Raw genomic sequence first — 24,260 nt, forward strand, 5'->3', positions numbered from 1 at the left:
ATGACCGACCACACCGAACACCGGCTGGCCGTGATCGGCGCCGGTGTGATGGGCACGAACATCACGGCACTCGCCACCGGGCACGGCGTGCCGGTGGTGCTGGTGGACGTCGACGACGAGAAGCTCGCCGCCGCGCGGCTGACCGTGCGGCAGAAGCTCAAGCACGCGCAGCTGATGGGCGTGCTGCCGGACGGCCGCGGCCGCGGTGAGCTGGTCACCACGACCACGCTCGCCGACATCGCCGGTGCGACCACCGTGATCGAGGCCGTCACCGAAGTCACCGAGGTCAAGCACAAGGTGCTGACCGAGGTCGGCGGTCTCGTCGCACCCGGCACGCTGCTGATCTCCAACACCTCGTGCATCCCGGTGGACGAGATGGCGACCTGGGTTCCGCGCGGCGAGGAGCTCGTCGGCGTGCACTTCATGAACCCCGCGTACCTGATCAAAATGGTCGAGGTCATCCGTGGCAGCGGCACCGGCGACGCCACGATGGAGCGGGTCACCGAGCTGTTGTCGGCGCTGGGCCGCGAGGGTCTCGTCGTGCACGACGCGCCGGGCTTCGTGATCAACCGGCTGCTGCACCCGTTGATCAACCGCGCGGCGATGCTCGTGCAGGAAGGCGTGGCGTCCGCGGAGGTCGTCGACGGTCTGCTGGAAGGCTGCCTCGGGCACTCGACCGGCCCGTTGCGCACCGCCGACCTGATCGGGGTGGACAACCTCGTCGACTCGCTCGTGGTGCTGCACGAGCGGACCGGCGATCCCGAATGCGCCCCGTGCGACCTGATGCTCCAGCTGGTCCGCGACGGGCACCACGGCCGGAAAACCGGCCGCGGATTCTTCGACTACCGGAAGGCCGCCGAATGACCACCGTGAATCCCGCCGCCGACCCGAAGGCCGTCGAGGCGCAGCTGCTGGCCTTCCTCACCGAGCGGATCAAGGCACCGGTCGAGCCCGCCGACGACCTGTTCCGCGCGGGGCTCGTGTCGTCGATGTTCGCCATGCAGCTCGTGGTGCACCTCGAGGACACCTACGACATCGAAATCGTCGGCCCGGAGCTGACCCTGGACCACTTCCGCAGCGTCGAGGCGATGACCGCGCTCGTGCTGCGGCTGAGCGGGAAGAACGATGGCTGAGCTGGTCTTCCCGGACGAGCTGGTCGGCGACGGACCGGCCGGATGGGACGTCACCGGTGAGCTGCCGGCGGACCTGCTGCGCAAGCTGGGCTCGATGGGGCTGCTGTGCGCGGAAGTACCGGCGCGGTTCGGCGGGCCCGGCGCGTCCAGCCTGGAAAACGGTGAACTGACAGCGCACGTCGGGCGGCTGTGCAGTTCGCTGCGCAGCATCATGACCTCGCACGGGATCGCGGCCACGGCCGTGCGCCGGTTCGGCGATCGCGAGCAGCGCCGGCACTACCTCGGCGAGCTGACCGGCGGCAAGCTCGCCGCGGTCGGGTTCAGCGAACCCGGCGCGGGCAGCGACCTGTCGGCGATGACCACCCGCATCGAGGCCCACGGCGAGGAAATCGTGGTGACCGGCGAGAAGCGCTGGGTCACCGCGTCGCGCTACGCCGACTACCTGCTCGTGCTCGGCAGGCACGGCGAGGACGCGGCCGCGGTGATGATCCCGGCCGACGCGCCCGGCGTGACGATCGAGCCGGTGCCGCAGCCGATGGGCTGCCGCGCGGCCGGTCACTCGCGCCTGGTGTTCGACGGCGTGCGGTTGCCGGTGTCCACTGTGCTCGGTGGCGGACGACAGTCGTTGCCACTGCTGTTCACCACCGCACTGTCCTACGGCCGGATGTCCGTGGCGTGGGGCTGCGCCGGGATCGTGCGCGCGTGCCTCGACGCCGCGGCTGAACAGGCCGCCACGCGCGAGCAGTCCGGGAAACCGCTGGGCGAGCATCAGCTGGTCGCCGGACACCTCGCCGATCTGTACGTCGCCGAACAGACCGTCACGCAGGTCTGCCGGGGCGCGAGCGAGCAATGGGACGCCGGGTCGCCGGACCAGGCCGTCGCCGCGGTGCTCGCCAAACACGTCGCGGCCACCCAGGCCGCACAGGCGGCCGCGAAGGCGATGCAGGTGCTCGCCTCGTGGGGCGCCGACGACGGACACGTGGTCGCGCGCGCGTACCGCGACACGAAGCTGATGGAGATCATCGAGGGCAGCAACGAGATCTCCCGCCTGGTACTGGCGCGGCACGTGCTGGACCGGCGCAGTAACCCCTGAAGCGGAGGAGAATCCCGTGGCCGACGAGCCGATCCTGGTCAAATGCCTGGTCTGGGACCTGGACAACACACTGTGGCGCGGCACCCTGCTGGAGGACGGCGAGGTCGCGCTGCCCGAGGAGATCCGCGCGGTGATCGTCGAACTCGACTCGCGCGGCATCCTGCAGTCGGTGGCGAGCAAGAACGACCACGATCACGCCTGGGCGCGGCTGACCGAGCTCGGCGTCGCGGAGTATTTCGTGCTGCCGCGCATCGGCTGGGGGCCGAAGTCGGAATCGGTGCGGGCGATCGCCGACGAGCTGAATTTCGCGGCCAAGACGATCGCGTTCGTCGACGACCAGCCCGCGGAACGCGCCGAGGTCACCTACCATCTGCCCGAGGTCCGCTGTTACGACGCCTCCGAGGTGCCGGAACTGACCCGTCGCCCGGAGTTCAGCCCGGAAACCGTGACCGTGGACGCGAAGCGGCGCCGTTCGATGTACCAGGCGGGGTTCCGGCGCGACGCCGCACGCGAGTCGTTCGGCGGACCGGACGAGGACTTCCTGCGCTCGCTCGAGCTGGTCATGGAAATCAAGCGCGCGGACGAGATCGACCTCTCGCGCGTCGAGGAGCTGACACTGCGGACCAGCCAGATGAACGCGACCGGCGTGCACTACTCGGACGCCGACCTCCGTGCGCTGCTGGCTGATCCGGACCACGACGTGCTGACCGTGACGCTGGCGGACAAGTTCGGCACGCACGGCGCGGTCGGCGTGCTGCTGCTCGGCTACCACGAGCAGGTGTGGCATCTGAAGCTGCTCGCGACATCGTGCCGCGTGGTGTCGTTCGGCGCGGGCGCCGCACTGCTCAACTGGCTGGTCGACTCCGCTGCGCGCGCGGGCGTGCACTTGGCCGCGGATTTCCGCCGTACGGACCGAAACCGGATGATGGACATCGCCTACCGCTTCGCCGGGTTCACCGACGACGACTGCGCATGCCTTGCCGGGCCGGGGGGATCCGATCGCGGGGAGATCCAGTTCCGGCACCTCGTGGCCGACCGGCGCCCGGCCCCGTCGACGATGACGCTGGCCGCGCCGGAACTGGGCCGCGTCCGCGGGTGAAAAGCCTGTTCAGCTGCGGACTTCCGGCAGCTGAACAGGCGGCTTTACGGTGCCGGCGGGCACTGGGAAACTCCGTTCCCGGTGCGCAGACGAAGGTGAGCGAGATGGGCAGCACGCAACCACTGGCGATCGTCGGGATGAGCTGCCGCTACCCCGGTGGCATCGCCGCCCCGGAGGACCTGTGGCGCGTGCTCGCCGAGGGCCGGCACGTCGGCGGTCCCTTCCCGGCTGACCGTGGCTGGGACAGCACCACGCTGAATTCCACTGTGGACCGCGGGGGTTTCCTCGACCACGCGACGGAGTTCGACGCCGCGTTCTTCGGCATCTCCCCGCGTGAAGCCCTGGCGATGAACCCGCAGCAGCGGATCGCCCTGGAGACCGCGTGGGAAGTGCTGGAACACGCGGGAATCGACGCGGCCGCGGTGCGTGGCTCGGCCACCGGCGTGTTCGTCGGTGCCGAGTCGCGGGATTACGGACCACGGCTGCACGAGGCACCGGAGAACGTGGCAGGGCACCTGTTCACCGGCACCGCCGGGAGTGTCCTTTCCGGACGGATCGCGTATACGCTCGGTCTTCGCGGTCCGGCGCTGACCGTCGACACGTCGGCGTCGAGCTCGCTGGTCGCGTTGCATCTGGCCATGGCGTCGCTGCAGCGCGGTGAGTGCGAGCTGGCGATCGCCGGTGGGGTGTCGGTGCTGGCGTTGCCGGGGAACTTCGCCGCGTTCACCAGCCTGCGCGGGCTGGCTGCGGACGGCCGGTGCAAGCCGTTCTCCGCCGACGCCGACGGCACGGCGTGGGCCGAGGGTGCCGGGATGCTGGCGGTGGAAACCCTTTCGCGTGCCCGCGAGCTGGGGCATCCGGTTTTGGCTGTGCTGCGGGGTTCGGCGATGAACTCCGACGGCGCCAGCAGCGGGCTGACCGCACCGGACGGCGAAGCGCAGCAGGCGGTGATCCGTGCCGCGCTGCGGGACGCCGGTCTGTCTGCCTCGGACATCGATGTGGTCGAGGCGCACGGCACCGGCACCCCGCTCGGTGACCGGACCGAGGCGGGTTCGCTACTGGCGACCTACGGCGCGGACCGGGACCGTCCGGTATGGCTCGGCTCGGTGAAGTCGAACCTTGGGCACACGCTCGCTGCTGCCGGTGTGGCCGCAGTGCTGAAGGTGGTGCTGGCCCTGCGGCACGAGACGGTGCCACGGACGCTGCACGCCGCCGACCCCATCGTGTCCGGCGCGGTCCGGCTGGCCACGGAACCGGTCGGCTGGCCCGCCGGTCCCGAGCCGCGCCGTGCCGGGGTGTCGGGTTTTGGCATCGGTGGCACCAACGTGCACGTCGTGGTCGAAGAGGCTCCCGCGGTGGAGCGTGGTCCGGCGCTGCACGAACCGGTGCTGGTCGACGGACCGGTCGCGTGGCCGTTCTCCGGACGTGGCACCGCCGCACTCGCGGCTCAGGCGGCCCGGTTGCGTGCGGTGGCGGCGGACCCACGGGACGTCGCCTGGTCGCTGGCCACGACGAGGTCGGTGTTCGAGGACCGCGCGGTGGTTGTGGGTGCGCTCGAGAGCGGGCTGTCCGCCGCGGCCGCGGGGCTGCCTGCCGCGTCGTTGATCACGGGCACCGCGACAGCCGGTCCGGTGGCGTTCGTGTTCCCGGGCCAGGGGAGTCAGTGGCTCGGCATGGGCCGTGAGCTGGCACGGGTGTCTCCGGTGTTCGCCGCCCGGCTGGACGAGTGCGCGACGGCGCTGGCGCCCTACCTTGATCTGCGCGCGGCGCTCGACGGTGTGCCGGGTTCCGCGGCGGCCGACGTCGTGCAGCCCGCGCTGTGGGCGGTGATGGTCGCGCTCGCCGCGGTGTGGGAAGCCGCCGGGGTGCAGCCGGACGCCGTGGTCGGGCACTCCCAAGGCGAAATCGCTGCCGCTGTGGTCGCGGGTGTGCTGTCGTTGGACGACGCCGCACGTGTCGTGGCGTTGCGGAGTCGTGCATTGACCGCGCTGGCCGGACGCGGTGGGATGCTGGCCATCGAAGCGGACGCCGACGTCGTCCGTAGCTGGCTGCCGCCGGAGGTTTCGGTTGCCGCGGTGAACGGTCCATTGTCCACAGTGGTCTCCGGTGCGCCGGACGCCCTGCAGCAGCTGGCCGACGCGCACCCCGAGGTGCGCACCCGGATGATTCCCGTTGACTACGCGTCACACAGTCCGCAGGTGGGCCGGCTGCGCGAGGAGATCCTGGCTGCGCTCGCGGGAATCACTCCTCGTGTGGCACGGATCCCGATGATCTCGTCCCTGACCGGGCAACGGCTCGCCGGTCCGGAAGCCGGTGCGGACTACTGGTACACCGCACTGCGCGAACCGGTCGAGTTCGAGCGTGCGGTCCGCGTGCTCGCCGGCGAAGGCCACCGCACGTTCATCGAGACCTCCCCGCACCCGGTGCTCACTGCGGCGATCACCGCGACCGTCGGCGACGGCGTGGTCACCGGAACCCTCCGCCGCGACGACGGCGGCGCCGAGCGGCTGCTGCTGTCCCTGGCCACCGCCCACGTCGGCGGCGCCACCGTCGACTGGCGCGCCGTGTTCCCGGCGGCCGAGCAGGTGCACCTCCCGACCTACCCGTTCCAACGGCAGCGCTACTGGCTCGACGAGCCCGGCCACCCCGGGACCGTCGCGACCACTGGGACCACCTCGACCACTGGCACCACCGGGACCGCCGCGACGGCCGGGACCACTGGGACCACCGCGACGGCCGGGACCACTGGGATCGGCGCAGCCGCCGGGACCCCCTCGACCACCGGGACCCCCTCGACCACCGGGACCACCGAGACCACCGGGACCACTGGGATCGGCGCAGCCGCCGGGACCACCGGGACCACGGCACCGGTCGCCGGCACGGATCTGCTGGCTCTCGTGCGCGCGCACACTGCGGCTGTGCTCGGGTATGCCGATCCGGCCGCGGTGCCGGAGGGGCGCACGTTCAAGCAGCTGGGCATCGACTCGGTCACCGCCGTCGAGTTGCGGACCCGGCTGGCCGCGGCGACCGGGCGCAGGCTGCCCGCGGGTGTCGTCTTCGACCGCCCCACCCCGGCCGAGCTGGCCGGTTACCTCGGCGGCGCCGGGGAAGTCCGCACGCAGGTGCGGGCAGCTTCCGGCGAGCCGATCGCCATCGTCGCCGCGGCGTGCCGGCTGCCCGGCGATGTCACCAGCCTCGACGACCTGTGGGACGTGGTCGAGACCGGCCGGGACGTGGTCGGCGGCTACCCGGCCGACCGTGGCTGGGACCTAAGCGCCCTCGACCCCCGCGGCGGCGGTGGCTTCGTTTCCGGCGTCGCCGACTTCGACGCCGGCCTCTTCGGCATCTCGCCGCGCGAGGCGCTGGCGATGGACCCGCAGCAACGCGTGCTGCTGGAAGTCTCCTGGGAAGCGCTGGAGCGCGCCGGGATCGCACCGGACTCCGTGCGGGGTGCGGAGATCGGCGTGTTCGCCGGCGCGTTCACCTCCGGCTACGCCGGGTCCGACCGCAGCGGCCACCTGATGACCGGCCTTTCGTCGAGCGTCCTTTCCGGACGGATCGCGTACACCCTCGGCCTTGCCGGGCCCGCGATCACGGTCGACACCGCGTGCTCGTCGTCGCTGGTCGCGCTCCACCTCGCGGTGCAGGCGCTGCGTGCGGGGGAATGCGAACTGGCGCTCGCGGGCGGGGTGACGCTGCACGCGACCCCGGAGTGGCTGAGCTGGTTCACCGAACAGGGCGGCCTCGCGTCCGACGGCCGCTGCAAGGCATTCTCCGACACCGCCGACGGCATGGGTATGGCCGAAGGCGCCGGGATGCTCGCGCTGGAACGACTGTCCGACGCAGATCGCCACGGGCACCAGGTCCTCGCCGTCGTCCGCGGCACCGCCACCAACTCCGACGGCGCGTCCAACGGCCTGACCGCGCCCAACGGCCTGGCCCAGCAGCGCGTGATCCGCGCCGCGCTGTCGAGCGCCGGTCTCGGTCCGTCCGATGTGGACGTCGTCGAGGCGCACGGCACGGGCACCCGGCTGGGCGACCCGATCGAGGCCGAGGCGCTGATCGCCGCCTACGGTCCCGGCCGCACGGACCCCGTCCTGCTCGGCACGGTGAAGTCGAACCTCGGCCACACCCAGGCCGCCGCCGGGGTGACCGGCGTGCTCAAGGTGATCGCGGCGCTACGGCACGGTGTGGTGCCTCCGACCCTGCACGCCGGGACCCCCACGACGCACGTCGACTGGACCGACGCCGTCCGCCTGGTCACCGAACCGACCCCGTGGCCGGACCACGGCCGCCCGCGCCGGGCGGGAGTCTCGTCGTTCGGGATCAGCGGCACCAACGCCCACGTCATCCTGGAACAAGCGCCGGTCACCGAGGAACTCCCGGTGCCGCAACCGGTTCCCATCCCGGCCTGGCCGGTGTCCGCGCACCGCCCCGCCGCACTCGACGCCCAGGTCGCACTCCTCGACGACCTCGCGCTGGACCCGGTTGACGTCGGCTGGTCCCTGGCCACCACGAGATCCACTTTGGACTACCGTGCGGTACTCGTCGGTTCGTCGCGGATCGACGGCGTGGCCGGGACGGCAGGGAAGACCGCATTCCTGTTCAGCGGCCAGGGCGCACAGCGGATCCGGATGGGCTTCGAACTGTGCGAGGCGTATCCGGTATTCGCGGAAAGCTTCAACGCAGTGGTTGCCGAGTTCGACGGCCTCGCCGAAGCGCTGGAAACCGACGCAGTCCACGAGACTCGCTGGACGCAACCCGGGCTGTTCGCGGTCGAGGTTGCCCTGGTGGCACTGCTGAAGTCGTGGGGCGTCGAGCCGGACTACGTCGGCGGGCATTCGATCGGTGAGCTGGCTGCGGCGTATGTGGCCGGGGTGTGGTCGCTGTCCGACGCGTGCCGTCTCGTCGAGGCGCGTGGTCGGTTGATGCAGGCGTTGCCGGGTGGTGGTGCGATGGTGGCGGTGACGGCGGCTGAGGACGATGTTGTGGCGGCGTTGGTGGAGGGTGCGGGGATTGCTTCGGTGAATGGTCCGCGTTCTGTGGTGGTGTCTGGTGTGGAAGCTGCGGTGTTGGCGACTGTGGAGGCGTTGGGTGAGGTGCGGTCGAAGCGGCTGACGGTGTCGCATGCGTTCCACTCACCGTTGATGGAGCCGATGCTGGCCGAGTTCGGCGAGATCGCGGCGTCGTTGACCTACCACGAACCCAGGCTGCCGCTCAGCTCCGGACGTCCCGGAGACCCCCGTGATCCGGGCTATTGGGTGCAGCACGTCCGCGAGACCGTGCGGTTCGCCGACACCGTCGACACGTTGCGCGAGCACGGCGTGCGAACGTTCGTCGAGGTCGGTCCCGACGCCGCGCTGACCCCGATGGCCGACCAGCGCGACGGCGAAGCATGGCTGCCACTCCTGCGTCGCGACCGCGAGGAGCCGGTCACGATCGTCACTGCGCTCGCCGGACTCCACGTGCGTGGCGGACACGTCGACTGGCAGGCCGTGCACCCCGGTGGCCGTCGCGTGGACCTGCCGACCACGGCGTTCCAACGCACGCGCTACTGGCTCGCCGACGCGACCGGCCCGCTCCTCGGCGAAGCACTGGACGTCGCCGGCAGCGGCGAACTGGTCTTCACCGGCCACCTTTCCCTGCAGTCCCACCCATGGCTGGCCGACCACGTCGTGGCCGGTACACCCATCGTTCCCGGCACCGCGCTGGTCGAGATGGCCCTGCACGCCGGCGCCGAGGCCGGCTGCGCGCACCTGGCCGAGCTGCTGGTGGAGCAGCCGCTGGTCGTGCCGGACCACGGATCGGTGCAGGTCCAGCTCACCCTCAGCGCTCCCGGCGACGGCCGCCGCACGCTGGCCCTGCACTCCCGCGGGGCAGGCGAGTGGATCCGGCACGCCACCGGCGAACTGACCCCGGCCGAGGGCCCCGCCGGACCGGACCTGCCCGCCTGGCCTCCGCGCGACGCGACCCCGGTCGACCTCGACGGCTTCTACCCCGCGCTCGCCGCGAACGGTCTCGAATACGGCCCGGCGTTCCAGTGCGTCCGCGCCGCGTGGCAGCGGGGGGCAGAGATCTTCGCCGAAGTCGCCCTGCCACCTGGTGCATCCGGCGATTTCTCGGTGCACCCGGCGCTGTTCGACGCGGCTCTGCACACCCTTGTCGCGCTCGAGCCGCAGGGCGGCACCCGGGTGCCGTTCGCGTGGTCGGACGTCACCGTGCACGCCGAGGGCGCCTCAGTCGCCCGCGTCCGCATCGCACCCGCCGATGGCGACGCGGTCTCGGTGACGCTGGCCGACGAAACCGGCGCACCGATCATCACCGCCGGTTCCCTGGTGCTGCGCCCGTTCGAAGCCGCGGAGAACGCCGTGGTGCGGGAAGCGCTGTTCCGGCTCGACTGGGTGCCTGCCGGGCAGGAGATCGCGGCTGCGGACGGCTGGGCGGTACTCGGCCCCGAGCTGGCGCTGCCCGGCGAAGTCACGCGATACGCCGACGTCACCGCACTCGCCGAAGCCGTGCGTACGGGCACGCCGGTGCCGCCGGTGGCGGTGGTGCGCTGCCCGGCGCCGGAAACCCCGGTGGCGGGTGCGGTCGACGTGCTCGCGCTCGTGCAGTCCTGGCTCGCCGAGGAGATCTTGGCCCCGGCCCGGCTGCTGGTGGTGACCGAACGTGCGGTGGACGCCGGGCCGGGCGCTCCGGTGCGTCCCGACGCGGCACCTGCCTGGGGGCTGCTGCGTGTGGCGGCCGCGGAAAACCCCGGCCGGTTCCTGCTGTCCGATGTGGACAACCTCGACCAGGGTGGCCTGCTGGTCGCCGGAGCGGCGTCGGCCGAACCCGAGTTCGCCGTCCGCAACGGGGAACTGCGCGTGCCGCGGCTGGTGCGGGCGAACCCCGGTCTGTCCACTCCGGACGGACATTGGGAGCTGACCGCCGAACGGATCGGCACCCTCGACTCCCTCGCGCTCACCCCGTCCGAGCGAGCCACGCGTCCCCTCGCGCCCGGTGAAGTCCGGGTCGGCGTGCGGGCCGCGGGCGTGAACTTCCGCGACGTGCTCACGGTCCTCGGCATGTACCCGGGCCCGGCCGGTCCGCTCGGCCTCGAAGCAGCCGGGATCGTGCTGGAGACGGCGGACGACCGCTTCCGGCCGGGCGATGCCGTGATGGGCATCTTCTCCGGCGCGTACTCCCCGGCCGCGGTCACCGACGCCCGGCTCCTGATGCCCGTGCCGGACGGCTGGTCGTGGGCCGAGGCGGCGTCCGCACCCATCGCCTTCGCCACTGCACACCACGGCCTGTTCGGCCTCGCCGGCCTTTCGGAAGGGGAATCGGTGCTGGTCCACGCCGCCGCGGGCGGGGTCGGTCAGGCGGCGATCCAGCTCGCGCGCCACCGTGGTGCGCACGTCTACGGCACCGCCAGTCCCGGCAAGTGGTCTGTCCTCACCGGACTCGCCGGCGTCGCGTCGTCTCGCACACTCGACTTCGAGGACCGGTTCCGCACGGCGACCGACGGCCGCGGCGTGGACGTGGTCCTCAACGCACTCGCCGGGGAGTTCGTCGACGCGTCGCTGCGGCTGCTCGCGCCGGGCGGCCGGTTCGTGGAGATGGGCAAAACCGACGTCCGCGACCTGCCCGGCATCGCCTACCACGCGTTCGACCTGCTGGAGACCGGCGTTGCGGGGATGGGGCCGATCCTGGCCGAGCTGAGCCCGCTGTTCGCCGACGGCACTCTGACGCCGCTGCCGGTGACCTGCTGGGACGTGCGGCAGGCGGCGGAGGCGTTCCGGCATCTGAGCCAGGGCCGCAACGTCGGCAAAGTGGTGCTCACCGTGCCCGCACCGAAACGGCCGAGGAGCACGGTGCTGGTCACCGGCGCGTCCGGCGCGTTGGGCCGGCTCGTCGCCGGGCACCTCGCCGGACCGGACCACGACTTCGTGCTCACTTCCCGCCGCGGAGCCGGTTCGCCGGACTTGGCCACGACCGTCGCGCAGCTGGCCGGTTCGGGTGCGGGCGTGCGGGTCGCGGCTTGCGACGTCGCCGATGATGCTGCCCTCCGTGCGGTGCTCGCCGCGATCCCCGAGACGGCGCCGCTCAAGGCGGTTGTCCACGCCGCGGGCGTGCTCGACGATGCCGCAGTGGGTGCGCTGACCCCGGAGCGGATTGCCGGCGTGCTTCGGCCCAAGGCCGACGGCGCACGGGTGCTCCACGAGCTGACCGAGCAGGCAGACCTCGACGCGTTCGTGCTGTTCTCCAGCGTCGCCGGGATCTGGGGCAATCCGGGCCAGGCCAACTACGCCGCTGCCAACACCTACCTCGACGCCCTCGCCGCGCACCGCCGTGGCCGCGGGCTGCCGGCAACGGCGCTGGCGTGGGGGCCGTGGCGCAGCGCCAACGGCATGGCCGGCGGGCTCACCGAGACCGACTGGCAACGTATGGCGCGCCAAGGACTCCGCCCGCTCAGCGACGCCGACGGTCTGGCGCTGCTCGACGCCGCACTGGCCGGTGGTGAGCCGGTGCTGGTGCCCGCACGGGTCGAGGTCGCCGATCAGGACGATCCGCGACCGCTACTGTCCACTTTGGTCCGCCGGAAAGCACGCAAGACCGTGGCGGCGGCACCGGCGGAAGCCGGTCTTGCCGATCGGCTCGCCGCGCTGTCGCCCGAGGAACGTCACGACGCGGTGCTGAAGATCGTGCGCGCGCAGGCCGCGCTGGTGCTCGGCCTGGCCGACGCAGACCGCGTCGACGCGGCGAAACCGTTCCGGGAGCAGGGTTTCGACTCACTCACCGCGGTCGAGTTGCGCAACCGCCTGCACGCTGCGACCGCGGTCACGCTGTCGCCGACCGTCGTGTTCGACCATCCCGCGCCCGAGGCGCTCGCGCGGCACCTCGACCGCGAGCTGGCCGGCGCCGCGCCGGATCCGATGCTCGTCGCGTTCACCGATCTGGAGCGCGTCGAGAGCGGCGCGGACGCGCTCGACGACGTCGCGCGTGACCGGCTCGCCGGTCGCCTGCGCGAGCTGCTGGCCCGGATCGCCCCGGCCACCGCCGTGGCCGCCGAACAGCTCGACACCGGCAGCGACGACGACATGTTCGCCTTCATCGACAGCCAGCTGGGGAGCTGACGAGTCCGAATCCCGGGAAGGTACCCGATGTCCAACGAAGAGAAGCTCCGCGACTACCTCAAACGGGTCAGCGCCGAACTGGCGACGACGCGTGAGCGGCTGCGCGCCGCCGAGGACCGCTCGCGCGAGCCGATCGCCGTCGTGGGCACCGCGTGCCGGCTACCCGGCGGCGCCGACAGCGCGGAGGGACTGTGGGAACTCGTCTGCGCCGGCACCGACGCAGTCGGGCCGTACCCGCTCAACCGCGGTTGGGATATCGACGGACTGTTCGGACCGGACAGTGGAGCCGGCGGATTCCTCGCCGACGCCACGGGATTCGACCCGGAGTTCTTCGGCATCAGCCCGCGTGAAGCCCTGGCGATGGACCCGCAGCAGCGGCTCGCCCTGGAGGTGTCCTGGGAGGCGCTGGAGCACGCGGGCATCGACCCGGCGGCGGTGCGCGGCACCGCAGCGGGAGTGTTCGCCGGGGCGTTCGCCTCCGGGTACGCGGGCGGTCCGGCCGGTTCCCTGCAGGACGAAATCCGCAGCGGCCACCTGCTCACCGGGCTCACCACGAGTGTCCTTTCCGGACGGATCGCCTACACCCTCGGACTGGAAGGTCCCGCGGTCACCGTCGACACGGCCTGCTCCTCCTCCCTGGTCGCGGTGCACCTGGCCATGCAGTCGCTGCGGTCGGGGGAGTGCGCACTCGCGCTGGCGGGCGGCGTCACCGTGCACGCGACGCCGGAGTGGCTGGTCTGGTTCACGCGCCAGGGCGGGCTCGCCTCCGACGGCCGCTGCAAGGCCTACGGCGAGTCCGCCGACGGCATGGGGATGGCCGAGGGCGCCGGCATGCTCGTGCTGGAGAAGCTGTCCGACGCGCAACGCAACCGGCACCGGGTACTCGCCGTACTCCGCGGCAGCGCGGTCAACTCCGACGGCGCGTCCAACGGGCTGACCGCCCCCAACGGCCCGGCGCAGCAACGGGTCATCCGCGCCGCGCTGGTCGACGCCGGGCTCGGCCCCGGTGAGGTCGACGTCGTGGAGGGGCACGGCACCGGCACCCGCCTCGGCGATCCGATCGAGGCACAGGCGCTGGTGCAGACCTACGGCGCCGGGCACGACGCCGGACGGCCGTTGCTGCTCGGCACCGTGAAGTCCAACATCGGGCACACCCAAGCCGCCGCCGGGGTGGCCGGCATCCTCAAGATGGTCTCCGCGTTGCGCGCCGGGGTGGTACCGCCGACCCTGCACGCCACCGAACCGTCGTCGAGGGTGGACTGGTCGGCGGGCACCGTCGCGCTGGTCACCGAACCCACGCCGTGGCCCGAATGCGGGCGCCCGCGCCGTGGCGGGGTGTCGTCGTTCGGGATCAGCGGGACCAACGCGCACCTCATCCTGGAACAGGCGCCCGAACCGCTCGGTGAGCAGCCGGGCCGCGAGCTGCCGGTGATCCCGTGGCTGTTCTCCGCGCGCACCCCCGAAGTACTGCCCGCGCGGATCGAGCAGAACCGTGCGCTGCTGTCCGAAGTGGACCCGGTGGACGCGGCGTGGTCGCTGGCCTCGAGCCGGGCATCGCTGCCGCACCGCGCCGCGGTGGTGGGGCACTCGCGTGCCGAGCTGCGGTCGTCGGCGGACCACCTCGTCGGCGAGTCCGGTTCGGTCGGCAAGACGGCGTTCGTGTTCAGCGGCCAGGGCGCGCAGCGGCTGCGGATGGGCCACGAGCTGTGCGAGGCGTACCCGGTGTTCGCGGAGACCTTCAAGGCCGTCTGCGCGGAGCTGGACGACCAGTTGGGCGCGGCGCTGGAATCCGAGCGCATCCACGAAACCGAATGGGCGCAAGCCGGGCTGTTCGCGGTCGAGGTTTCCCTGGTGGCTTTGCTGAAACGCTGGGGAGTCGCACCGGAGTTCGTCGCGGGGCATTCGATCGGTGAGCTGGCTGCGGCGTATGTGGCCGGGGTGTGGTCGTTGCCGGATGCGTGCAAGCTGGTTACTGCGCGTGGTCGGTTGATGCAGGCGTTGCCGGGTGGTGGTGCGATGGTGGCGGTGACGGCGGCTGAGGACGATGTTGTGGCGGCGTTGGTGGAGGGTGCGGGGATTGCTTCGGTGAATGGTCCGCGTTCTGTGGTGGTGTCTGGTGTGGAAGCTGCGGTGTTGGCGACTGTGGAGGCGTTGGGTGAGGTGCGGTCGAGGCGGCTGACGGTGTCGCATGCGTTCCACTCACCGTTGATGGAGCCGATGCTGGCCGAGTTCCGCGAGGTGGCGGAAGCACTGACCTACCACCGGCCCACCGCGGCGCTGGTATCCGGGGTGACCGGTGAGCCGGTGACCGACCAGGTGTGCGATCCGGAGTATTGGGTCCGGCATGTGCGGGAACCGGTCCGGTTCGCGGACACCCTGGCGTCGCTGCGCGAGGCGGGCGTGCGCACGTTCGTCGAGATCGGCCCGGACGCCGCGCTCACGCCGATGGCCGATCCGGCGGCAGGCGAGGCGTGGCTGCCGGTGCTGCGCAGGGAGCGCCATGAACCCACCACGCTGGTCACCGCGGTCGCGGGCCTGCACGTGCGCGGCGGTCACGTCGACTGGCCTGCGTTCTTCTCCGGTACCGGCGCGAACCTGGTTGATCTCCCCTCCTACCCGTTCCGGCGCACCCGGTTGTGGCTCGACGGCGCGGTCACCGACGCGGGCGGTCTCGGCCTGTCCACAGTGGAGCACCCGTTGCTCGGTGCCGCGCTCGACGTGGCCGGTGACGACGGGGTGGTGCTCACCGGACGCGTGTCGCGCCGGTCCCACCCGTGGCTGGCCGAGCACGTCGTCGCCGGGAACACCCTGGTGCCGGGCACCGCGCTGGTCGAGCTGGCGGTGCGCGCCGGGGACGAGACCGGTTGCCCGCGCGTCGCGGAGCTGCTGATCGAACAGCCGCTGGTACTGCCCGAACGGGACGCCGTCCGCCTCCAGGTCACCGTCGCCGCTCCCGACGGAAACGGCGGCCGCGCAATCGAAATCCACTCGCGCGCCACGGGCGAGTGGACCCGGCACGCGACCGGCACCCTCGCCCCGCTGAAGGCCGGCGAGCCGGCCGACCTCAGCACGTGGCCACCCACCGGCTCGATTCCGGTCGACCTCGAAGACTTCTACCCGACCCTCGCGGGCAACGGCCTCACCTACGGCCCGGCGTTCCAGGGTGTACAGGCGGCATGGCGAGAGGGTGACGACCTGTACGCCGAGGTCAGCCTGCCGGACGGTCTCACCGCGCACGGTTTCGGCGTACACCCGGCGTTGTTCGACGCGTCCCTGCACATCCTCGGCCTGAGCGGTGGTACGAGAGTGCCCTTCGCGTGGTCGGACGTCGTCGTGCACGCGGAAGGCGCCACGGCGGCCCGGGTCCAGCTGAGCCCGGTCGGCGAAGGCGTACGCGTGACGCTCGCCGACGCCACCGGTGCGCCGCTGGCCACGGTCGGTTCGCTGAGCCTGCGCACGTTCACCCCGGGCGCGTCTGCGGTCGCCCGTGAGGCGTTGTTCCGTGTGGACTGGCACCCCGCCGGCGCCTCCGGCGACACGGCCGGGTGGGCAGTCCTCGGCGACCTGGATCTGCCTGGTACGAAGCGGTTTGCCGAACTCGCCGACCTGATCGACGCCGTGCGCTCCGGCGCAGACCTGCCGCCGATCGTCGCGGTGCGCTGTCCGGCCGACGGCGCGTCGGGAGCACTCGACCTCGTGCAGCGGTGGGTCGCCGCCGAGGATCTGGCTTCGGCACAGCTGTTGGTGATCACCGAACGCGCGGTCGACGCCGGTCCCGGCGCACCGGTCCGCCCCGAGGCCGCGCCCGCGTGGGGGCTGCTGCGCGTGGCCGCGGCCGAACATCCCGGACGGCTCCTGCTGTCCGATGTGGACGACTCGATACCCGGACCGCTGCTCGCTGCCGGAGTGGCACTCGGGGAACCGGAATTCGCCGTGCGCAACGGAGAACTACGCGTGCCACGTCTGGTGCGCGCTGCCGCGGAGCTGACCATTCCATCCGGTGCAGCGGACCGTGGAGACTGGAGTCTCGGGTACGCGGGCCAGGGCACGCTGGAGAACCTGACGCTCGGCAAGGTGGACAACACGCGTCCGCTCGGTCCGGGTGAAGTGCGCGTCGGCGTGCGCGCGGCCGGCGTGAACTTCCGCGACGTGCTCACGGTCCTCGGCGTGTACCCGGGACCGGCGGGGCCACTCGGGCTCGAAGCGGCGGGCGTGGTGCTGGAGGTGGCCGAGGACGTCGACCGTTTCCAGGTCGGTGACCCGGTGATGGGCATCTTCACCAGCGCCTTTTCCCCGGTTGCGATCACCGACGCCCGGCTGCTGCTACCGGTACCTGCGGACTGGTCGTGGGCCGAGGCCGCGGCCGCGCCGGTGGCGTACGCGACCGCGCAGCACGCGCTCGTCGGTCTGGCCGGACTCGGCGCGGGGGAGTCGGTACTCGTCCACGCCGCGGCCGGCGGCGTGGGGCAGGCGGCTGTGCAGATCGCGCACCACCGTGGCGCCGAGGTCTTCGGCACGGCGAGCCCCGCGAAGTGGCCCGTGGTGCGCGCGCTCGGCTGCGACCGTCTCGCATCCTCGCGCACGCTCGACTTCGAGGCTGAGTTCACCGGCGGGATCGACGTGGTTCTCAACGCCCTCACCGGCGAGTTCATCGACGCTTCGCTGCGGTTGATGGCGCCGGGCGGCCGGTTCGTGGAGATGGGCAAGACCGATCCGCGCGATCCGGCCGAGGTGCGGCGCGACCACGACGTGCGCTACGAGGCGTTCGACCTGTTGTCCGAGGGCGTGGGCACGATGGGGCCGGTGCTCGCCGCACTGGCGCCGCTGCTCGCCGACGGGGTACTGCGCCCGCTGCCGGTGACCTGCTGGGACGTGCGGCAGGCCGCGGAGGCGTTCCGGTACCTCAGCCAGGGCCGCAACGTCGGCAAGGTCGTGCTGACCTTCCCCGCGCCCGCCGATCCGCAGGGAACGGTGCTGGTCACCGGTGCTTCGGGCGCACTCGGCCGGCTGGTGGCGAAACACGTCGTCTCGGCTCGGCGCGCGCGGCACGTCGTGCTCGCATCGCGCCGTGGCATGGCGGCCGAGGGCATGCCCGGCACCGTGGCTGCGCTCGCCGCCCTGGGTGCGCAGGTGCGGGTGGTCGCGTGCGATGCCGCCGATCGCGGGGGCATGGCAGCCCTGCTCGGCACCATTCCCGACACGACCCCGCTCAAGGTCGTGGTGCACGCGGCCGGCGTGCTCGATGACGCGCTGGTCGGCGCGCTGACCCCGGCCCGCGTCGACTCGGTGATGCGGCCCAAGGCCGGTGGCGCGCTCGTATTGCACGAACTGACCCGGCACCACGACCTGGACGCGTTCGTGCTGTTCTCCTCGGTCACCGGCATCTGGGGAACCCCCGGCCAGGGCAACTACGCCGCCGCCAATGCGTTCCTGGACGCCCTCGCCGCGCACCGGCACCGGCTCGGACTGCCGGCGACGTCACTGGCCTGGGGGCCGTGGCGCAGCGAAAGCGGCATGGCGGGCAAGCTCACCGACGCCGACTGGCAACGCCTGGCCCGCCGCGGACTGCATCCGCTGAGCGATTCCGACGGCCTCGCGCTGCTCGACGCCGCCGTTGCCGCGGGCGACCCGGTGCTCGTGCCCGCTCGCGTCGACGTGTCCGGTCGTGACGGTGCGGAGACCCCGCCGCTGTTGTCGGCTTTGGTGCACCGCAAGCACATCCGCACCACGGCCGCCGTCGCGGTGCCCGCCGCATCGGGCCTCACCGCACGTTTGGCCGGCCTCGCCGCCGGCGACCGTCACGAGGCCGTGCTGCAGGTCGTGCGCACGCAGGCGGCGCTGGTGCTCGGGCTGGCCGGCCCCGCGGCGGTCGGCGCGCAACGCTCATTCCGCGATCTCGGCTTCGATTCACTGACCGCGGTCGAGCTGCGCAACCGGCTGAGCGCCGCCACGGACCTGCAGCTGTCCCCGACGCTCGTCTTCGACTACCCGGCGCCGGCCGCCCTCGCCACTCACCTGCTGGCCGAACTCGACGGCGGCCCCGGAGCCGGCCCGCTCACCGCCGCCCTCGAAGACCTGGGTCCGCTGCTCGCGGCGCTCACCGATCCGGCGGAGAAGGCGAAAGTGTCGTCCCGCCTGGAAACCCTGCTGCACGACCTGCGCGCAGCACCCCCCGAAGACGACGCCGCCCTCGAAGACGCCACCGACGACGAGCTGTTCGACCTGATCGACGACGAACTGGGCATCTGAGCCGACTGCACGGTGGCCTCGCGGCCGCCGATGGCCCGGTTCCGGACGGGCGCTCCGGACCAGGACAAGGTCAGCTGACCGAAACCAGCGGACGCCGGCCGGGTCCTTTCGCGGAAGGGATCCGCCCGCGGGCCGGCGTCGATCGCCGGCTCACCGTCTCGTGCCGTCGAGGTAGCGCACGTCGCCCGTGCCAAGGTCGTCGTCTTCGAGCGGCGGAAGGTTGTTGGCGGCAAACAGATCCCGGACGGTGGTCTTGTTCAGCGACCAGCCGCGGGCCGCCAGATAGGGAGCTGCTTCGTTGCGCGGACCGAAATACCGCTGGCTCGCGTGGTTGAACTCGAACCCCTGCGTGCGCCAGCGTTCGGAGACGCGGTTGAGGCCCTTTTTCGTCCGGTCTTCATCGCCCGGTCGCGGACTGGGCCTGCTTTCCGTGGCTACCCGGCTTCCCGGCACGCTGAGGTCGGTAATGGTGTCCAGCAAGCGATCCTGGGCCTCGGGCGGGAGGTAGCCCAACAGGCCTTCGGCGCTCCACGCGGTCGGCAGGGCCGGATCGAATCCGGCGGCGCGCAGTGCGGCGGGCCAATCGTCGCGCAGATCGGCCGCGGCCGTTTTCCGCTCTGCGGTGGGCACGGCACCCAGCTCGGCCAGTGTGCGGGTCTTGAATTCGACGACCGGCGGCTGGTCGACCTCGTACACCACAGTACCGGCCGGCCAGTGCAGCCGGTATGCGCGCGAATCCAGTCCCGACGCCAGGATCACGACCTGCCCGATGCCCGCGTTCGTCGCGTCGAGGAAGAACTCGTCGTAGAACTTGGTTCGCACCTTCGCGCCGTCGATTGCTGCGCGCTCGACCAAGTCGGCAGGCGGCAGCTCACCGGTCGCCAGCCGGGTGAGGAGGTCGATGCCGACCGCCTCGACGAGCGGTTCGGCGAACGGGTCGGCGATGAGCGGATGGTCCGTGCGGCCGGCGATCGCCCTGGCCATCGCGGCCATCGTCGCGGTCGCACCGACCCTGGAGGCCAGATCCCAGGAATCCCCGTCATGGCTGTCCGACGTCATGTTCTGCGCTTGCCCTTCCGGGGGCTCGGCTCGTCCCACCGGCAATTGTAACGAACACTCCCGTCCGGCTGGCCGAGGTGAGAGCGGTGACCGACCGATTGCGCGCGCAAGCCCGCGACCATGACTTCGCCACGGCGTTCAAGTCCGCGTTCCTGCGTGCGGTGGACTTCGCCGCAATGGTGGTCCACGCGTTCGAAGCCGCACCTGCGTCCTCTCGGCTACCGCCACTGTCGTAACCGGTGTCCGCACGGTCGATTCTGCATCGCCCGCTGGTTCAGAGGAGCCGGCGGAGTGCGGAACGCAGCTCGGTTCGCTCGTTCTGCGTGAGTGCGGCCAGACGTGCCCGCAACGCAGGACGGACCTTCGCCGCGATTGCGTCGGTCGTGGCGCGGCCTTGTTCGGTTAGGGCGAGGACGAAGCGTCGCGAATCGGCCGGGGACGGGAGGCGTTCGAGCAGCCCGGCCTTCACCAGTTGCGTGACGGTGCGGCTGATCGCGGCCGGATGGACGTCGAGTTCCCGGGCCAGGTCGCCGGGTGAGGTGGTTTCGGCGGCGATGGCGCGAAGCAGCACGAACTCGGGCATCTCCAGCCCGGCGGCGTCGGCCGTGCTGCGCCGCGCGTCGCTGATCACCAACCGGGACAGCCGGTAGAGCAGGTCCAGCAGATCGAGGGCTTCGTCGTCTCCCATGCGCAGGATGTTAACAGGTGATAATAATATACGTATGTTAACAAAGGCCGGGGTGTTCCCTCGATTCGATGTCCATGCGCACTTCGCGCCGCCCGCGGACGCCGGCCTGGAGCGGCTGGCCGCGGATCGTCCCGGTGCGGGAGGCGGGTGGACACCGGAGGTGGCGATCGACGTCATGGACGAGCGGGGCATCGATCTGCAGCTGCTTTCCCTTCCGCTGGAGATGGACGCGGACCTGGTGCGCAGGTCCAACGAAGGGGCCGCGCGCATCGTCGAGACGCACCCGGCGCGGTTCGGCATGCTCGCGTCCGTGCCGCTCGGCACGCCCGAACGCGCGCTCGACGAGGTGCGCTACGCCGGTGACCAGCTCGGGGCGGATGGATTCGTGCTGCTGAGCAACTACGGCGGCGGCTATCTCGGAGACCCGCGTTTCGATCCCGTGTTCGCCGAACTCGACCGCAGGGCAGCGGCGGTGCTGGTGCACCCGGTCGAACCGATTGCGTCCGACCGGAGCGGCTTGGGCCGGCCGGGTCCGCTGCTGGAGTACCCGGTGGACACGGCACGGACCACTGTGGACGCCATGTATGCGGGCGTGTTCCTGCGTTACCCGCGGATCAAGGTGATTCTCGCGCACGCGGGCGGGGCCCTGCCCGGGTTGGTGCATCGCATCCTCGCGCTCGGGAGCAAGACTTGGATCCCGAATCCGAACGGGATCACCCGCGAGCAGATGCGCGAGCAACTGGCCTCGCTGTACTACGAAACCGCCATCGCGGGCGACAGGTCCGTCCTGGCGCCGGTGCTCGATCTCGCGGGGGCCGGCCACCTGCTCTTCGGGACGGACTTCCCGCCGGCGGGGCTGGACGTCGTCGACGCGTCCGCCGATGCCCTCGCGGCAAGCTTGTCCGCGGTCGGCCGGAGCCCCGCCGACTTGGCAGCAGCCTTTCGCGCATTGTTCCCCGCAGCAGCGTCCCGGGCCGACGCGCGCCGCTGACCGTCCTCGGCGATCAGCCTCGTCGCCGGTCCGGCGACGCCAGGGCCGCCGTCCGCGAACTGGGCAGGGCGATCGTCGCCGAGTCCGTTGCCGAGAAGTCCACCGCAGCGGCGGCGAAGAGGCCGACGGCGGTTGCAGCCGAGCGAGGCGTACCGCCGGGATCGGCGAGTTCCCGGACCGCGCTGTGGCCGGCGTGCACCGGACCGCCATCTGTGGCAGTGGGGCGGGAGCTGTAACAGAACCCCCGCCGCCGTCGACATGGTAGCGCAGGGTAACCCCCACCACGGGGCTTGCGCTGGGATAAGAACGAAACACCCCGCGTGGCGGAGCGGTTGGTGTCGGACAGTAATCGACTGTTCCTGACGAGTTCATCCCGGACCAGGGAGCACACACCATGCGCACAATCGCGATTCCCGTTGCGGCGGCTGCTGTCCTCATCGGCGGTGCCGGCATCGCCGACGCCGCCGAATCCGCCCCCGGCACCTCGGCCACCCCGGCCACCCCGGCGATCTGCCCGGCCCAGACCGATGCCCAGACCGCGGTGGACCGGGCCGGCGCCGCGCTCGCCGACGCCCAGTCCCGGCTCGGCCCGGCCGAGGACACCGTGCGCTCGCTGAACGCCGACAAGAACGCCCAGCAGACGACCGCCGACAACCTCGCTGCACAGGTTCGGGCTGCGAGCGTGGACAAGATCGCCCACCAGCAAGCATTGCCGGGTCTTCAGGCTGCTCTCGACCAGGCGACTGCCGAACGCGGAACCGCCGCCTCGACACTGCGAGCGGCACAAAACGCCGCAGCGGGCGCAGCCGACGACATCGCCCTTCGCCAGGGCTACATCGCTGCGTTCAAGACCAAGTACGCCGCGGCGAACCAGCGCGCCGAGGCCGCGAAGGACGAGATCGAGAAGCAGCAGAAGCTCTACCGCAAGGCCAAGGACGCGGGCGACACCGCCGCGATGGACGCCGCGCACGCTGCTGCCGACGCCGCTCGGGCGAAGCTCGCCACCGCACAAGCCGACATGCAGCACTACGGCCCGGCGTCGCGGGCCACGCAACAGGGCCACATCGACAAGGACCAAGCACTGCTCGACGCGGTGACTGCTGCGCAGAAGACGTTCGACCAGGCGACCACCACCCGAGGCGCAGCTGCCGCCGCGCTTCGGGACGCACAGCGCGCGATCGACGCGGACACCGCGCTCGGCCAGAAGCTCTACCCGCAGTACCAGGCCGCGCTCGCCAAAGTCGCGTCCATCCAGGCCGCCGGCCAGGCGGCGTACCAGCAGGTGCTCGCGTTACGCGGCACCGTCACCGATCTGACCACCGCACTCGCCGACGCACAGAAGGCGCTCGACGAGGTGGTGTGCCCGGCCACCCCGCAGGACGGCACCGAGCCGTCCAGCACCGGAGGTCCGCAGACCGGTCCGGCCGGCTACCCGGTCACCCCGCAGGCCGCCACCACCGTTCCGGTGGCCGCATCCGCGGTGCGCCGGGCCGTCGCGACTACCGGCAAGGGCGGCGGAAACGCGTCGCCCACCGGCGCCAAGACCGGCCACCCGGTGACCTACACCCAGCTCGCCCAGACCGGTGCTCTGCCAGGAGACGAGTTCTCCTGGCTGCTGGGCGGCGCCGCTGTGCTGCTCGCCGCGGGTGGTGCCGCCGTGGCCTACGGACGGCACGCCAAACGCGACTGATCCGCACCGCTTCCCCGATCACCCCGTCCGGCAACCTGCCGGACGGGGTGATCGCCGCACCTGCCTCCCGAAGCGCTGCCAGGAAGCGGCGGCCCTGCTCGAACACGACGTCGCTCAGCCGCTCGGCATTCTTCGGTGATTCGCGGAAATGGTCTGCTTCGGCGGTAAAGGGGTCCGGCAGGAATCGGAGGTGGGATCGATCGGGTGCGGTCCGGCCGGCTGTGGTGAGTTCGTCGCGGATGGTGCGCTTGACGATTTTCCCGTAGCCGGATTCGGGTAGTTCGGATCGACCGGCGCACGGCGGCGACCTCGATCGCTTCGCGCGCGTCGAGCACGTCTTCGGCCTCGCTCACCGGCACGGGTACCGCCACGGCTCCGCGTTGGAGAATCAGATCGAGGATTGCGTGGGCGGCAGCTCTAGAAATGGCGGTGAAAATTCCGGACGTGCAGTTCGATGAGGTCCGCGGCGGCGGCCGCTTCGCCGTTGGCGAGTGCGGTGTAGATCTGCCGGTGCTCGGCGCGCAGCCGGTCCCGAAGGGCTTCCCAGTCGCCTTGTTCGCGCACCGCGCCCAGTAAGCCGCGCACCGACTCCCGGATCGCCACCGTCAGCTCGTTGACCAGGCGGTTGCCCGCCGCACCCGCGATGGCGACGTGGAAGGCCACGTCGGGGTCGCTGAACTCCTCGGGCCCGAGGTCGGCGTCCATCGCGTCCAGCTCGATCTCCATCCGCAGCAGGTCCGCCGCCTTGCGCCGGCGTGCGGCCAGGCCTGCCGAGAACCGTTCCAGCATCACCCGTGCTTCGGCCACGTCGTCGACGGGGAAGGAATCGACGGCCAGATGCAGCGCGAGCACCCGGCCAAGAGCCCGTGCCGGAGCGGGAACCACGACCGTGCCCGAGCCGTCGCCGGTACCGACCTGGGACCGGATGACGCCCTGGGCCTGCAGCACCCGCATCGCCTCGCGGACGGCCTGTCTGCTGGCACCGAGCTGAGCGGCCAGCTCTCGTTCCGGGGGCAGCCGGTCGCCGGGGCGCAGGTCCCCGGACATGAGCTGCTTTTCGACATGGTTCAGCACCATCTCGTAGGTCGGCTGCCGGCCCGGGGTCACGGACATTCCTCCTCGCGTGCGCGTCGTCGAAC

The 24,260-nt window shown here is 71.7% G+C and carries 11 protein-coding genes and 2 pseudogenes; 10 read left to right on the forward strand and 3 right to left on the reverse strand.

Annotated features, from left to right (window positions below; all coding sequences use genetic code 11):
* The 7 genes and pseudogenes from ABD793_RS40040 to ABD793_RS42920 all read left to right on the forward strand — a co-directional run.
* A complete protein-coding gene (locus ABD793_RS40040; RefSeq protein WP_344868880.1) occupies nucleotides 1-864 on the forward strand; it encodes a 3-hydroxyacyl-CoA dehydrogenase family protein in 864 nt (287 codons plus the stop codon).
* Nucleotides 861-1,133, forward strand: a complete 273-nt coding sequence (locus ABD793_RS40045; protein ID WP_344868881.1) for an acyl carrier protein — start codon at nucleotides 861-863, stop codon at nucleotides 1,131-1,133. The genes ABD793_RS40040 and ABD793_RS40045 overlap by 4 nt, the downstream gene beginning before the upstream one ends.
* Nucleotides 1,126-2,226, forward strand: a complete 1,101-nt coding sequence (locus tag ABD793_RS40050) for an acyl-CoA dehydrogenase family protein (RefSeq protein WP_344868882.1) — start codon at nucleotides 1,126-1,128, stop codon at nucleotides 2,224-2,226. Before ABD793_RS40045 ends, ABD793_RS40050 begins: the two co-directional genes overlap by 8 nt.
* Nucleotides 2,227-2,242: 16 nt before the next feature.
* On the forward strand, nucleotides 2,243-3,325 hold the full coding sequence (locus tag ABD793_RS40055) for an HAD-IIIC family phosphatase (RefSeq protein WP_344868883.1): 1,083 nt from the start codon (nucleotides 2,243-2,245) through the stop codon (nucleotides 3,323-3,325).
* 95 nt (nucleotides 3,326-3,420) lie between these two features.
* Nucleotides 3,421-12,444, forward strand: a complete 9,024-nt coding sequence (locus ABD793_RS40060; protein ID WP_425548848.1) for a type I polyketide synthase — start codon at nucleotides 3,421-3,423, stop codon at nucleotides 12,442-12,444.
* Between the two features lie 9 nt (nucleotides 12,445-12,453).
* Nucleotides 12,454-15,426 (forward strand): annotated as a pseudogene (locus tag ABD793_RS42915) (type I polyketide synthase); the annotation flags it as partial.
* Between the two features lie 84 nt (nucleotides 15,427-15,510).
* Nucleotides 15,511-18,693, forward strand: a pseudogene (locus tag ABD793_RS42920) (SDR family NAD(P)-dependent oxidoreductase); the annotation flags it as partial.
* Between the two features lie 150 nt (nucleotides 18,694-18,843).
* Here the strand turns inward: ABD793_RS42920 and ABD793_RS40070 are convergent.
* The gene (locus ABD793_RS40070; protein ID WP_344868886.1) at nucleotides 18,844-19,791 is read right to left on the reverse strand and encodes a class I SAM-dependent methyltransferase; all 948 of its coding nucleotides are present in this window, start codon (nucleotides 19,789-19,791) and stop codon (nucleotides 18,844-18,846) included.
* A gap of 47 nt (nucleotides 19,792-19,838) precedes the next feature.
* On the opposite strand from ABD793_RS40070, the gene ABD793_RS40075 reads away from it, so the two are divergent.
* Nucleotides 19,839-19,988 (forward strand): hypothetical protein, encoded by a 150-nt coding sequence (locus tag ABD793_RS40075; protein ID WP_344868887.1) that lies wholly within the window; start codon nucleotides 19,839-19,841, stop codon nucleotides 19,986-19,988.
* A 38-nt stretch (nucleotides 19,989-20,026) separates the two neighbouring features.
* On the opposite strand, the gene ABD793_RS40080 is transcribed toward ABD793_RS40075, so the two are convergent.
* A complete protein-coding gene (locus ABD793_RS40080; protein WP_344868889.1) occupies nucleotides 20,027-20,440 on the reverse strand; it encodes a MarR family winged helix-turn-helix transcriptional regulator in 414 nt (137 codons plus the stop codon).
* A 34-nt stretch (nucleotides 20,441-20,474) separates the two neighbouring features.
* Between ABD793_RS40080 and ABD793_RS40085 the strand changes: the two genes are divergently transcribed.
* Together ABD793_RS40085 and ABD793_RS40090 are read left to right on the forward strand one after the other, a co-directional pair.
* Nucleotides 20,475-21,431, forward strand: coding sequence for an amidohydrolase family protein (locus ABD793_RS40085; RefSeq protein WP_344868952.1), 957 nt, complete (start codon nucleotides 20,475-20,477; stop codon nucleotides 21,429-21,431).
* Nucleotides 21,432-21,825: 394 nt separating this feature from the next.
* Nucleotides 21,826-23,121 carry a hypothetical protein gene (locus ABD793_RS40090; protein ID WP_344868890.1) on the forward strand — a complete coding sequence of 432 codons (1,296 nt, stop codon included), beginning with the start codon at nucleotides 21,826-21,828 and terminating at the stop codon, nucleotides 23,119-23,121.
* Between the two features lie 417 nt (nucleotides 23,122-23,538).
* Here ABD793_RS40090 and ABD793_RS40095 read toward each other — a convergent pair whose 3' ends face one another.
* Nucleotides 23,539-24,234, reverse strand: a complete 696-nt coding sequence (locus ABD793_RS40095) for a FadR/GntR family transcriptional regulator (RefSeq protein WP_344868891.1) — start codon at nucleotides 24,232-24,234, stop codon at nucleotides 23,539-23,541.
* Nucleotides 24,235-24,260 lie beyond the last annotated feature (26 nt).

It is taken from the genome of Amycolatopsis ultiminotia, from assembly GCF_039536925.1.
Classification (GTDB): domain Bacteria; phylum Actinomycetota; class Actinomycetes; order Mycobacteriales; family Pseudonocardiaceae; genus Amycolatopsis; species Amycolatopsis ultiminotia.

What these genes read in the sequence shown, in the direction of transcription:
- ABD793_RS40050 (WP_344868882.1), top strand. Translation starts at nt 1,126, where the DNA reads ATGGCTGAGCTGGTCTTCCCGGACGAGCTGGTCGGCGACGGACCGGCC.
- ABD793_RS40045 (WP_344868881.1), top strand. Translation starts at nt 861, where the DNA reads ATGACCACCGTGAATCCCGCCGCCGACCCGAAGGCCGTCGAGGCGCAG.
- ABD793_RS40080 (WP_344868889.1), bottom strand. Translation starts at nt 20,440, where the DNA reads ATGGGAGACGACGAAGCCCTCGATCTGCTGGACCTGCTCTACCGGCTG.
- ABD793_RS40040 (WP_344868880.1), top strand. Translation starts at nt 1, where the DNA reads ATGACCGACCACACCGAACACCGGCTGGCCGTGATCGGCGCCGGTGTG.
- ABD793_RS40095 (WP_344868891.1), bottom strand. Translation starts at nt 24,234, where the DNA reads ATGTCCGTGACCCCGGGCCGGCAGCCGACCTACGAGATGGTGCTGAAC.
- ABD793_RS40090 (WP_344868890.1), top strand. Translation starts at nt 21,826, where the DNA reads ATGCGCACAATCGCGATTCCCGTTGCGGCGGCTGCTGTCCTCATCGGC.
- ABD793_RS40085 (WP_344868952.1), top strand. Translation starts at nt 20,475, where the DNA reads ATGTTAACAAAGGCCGGGGTGTTCCCTCGATTCGATGTCCATGCGCAC.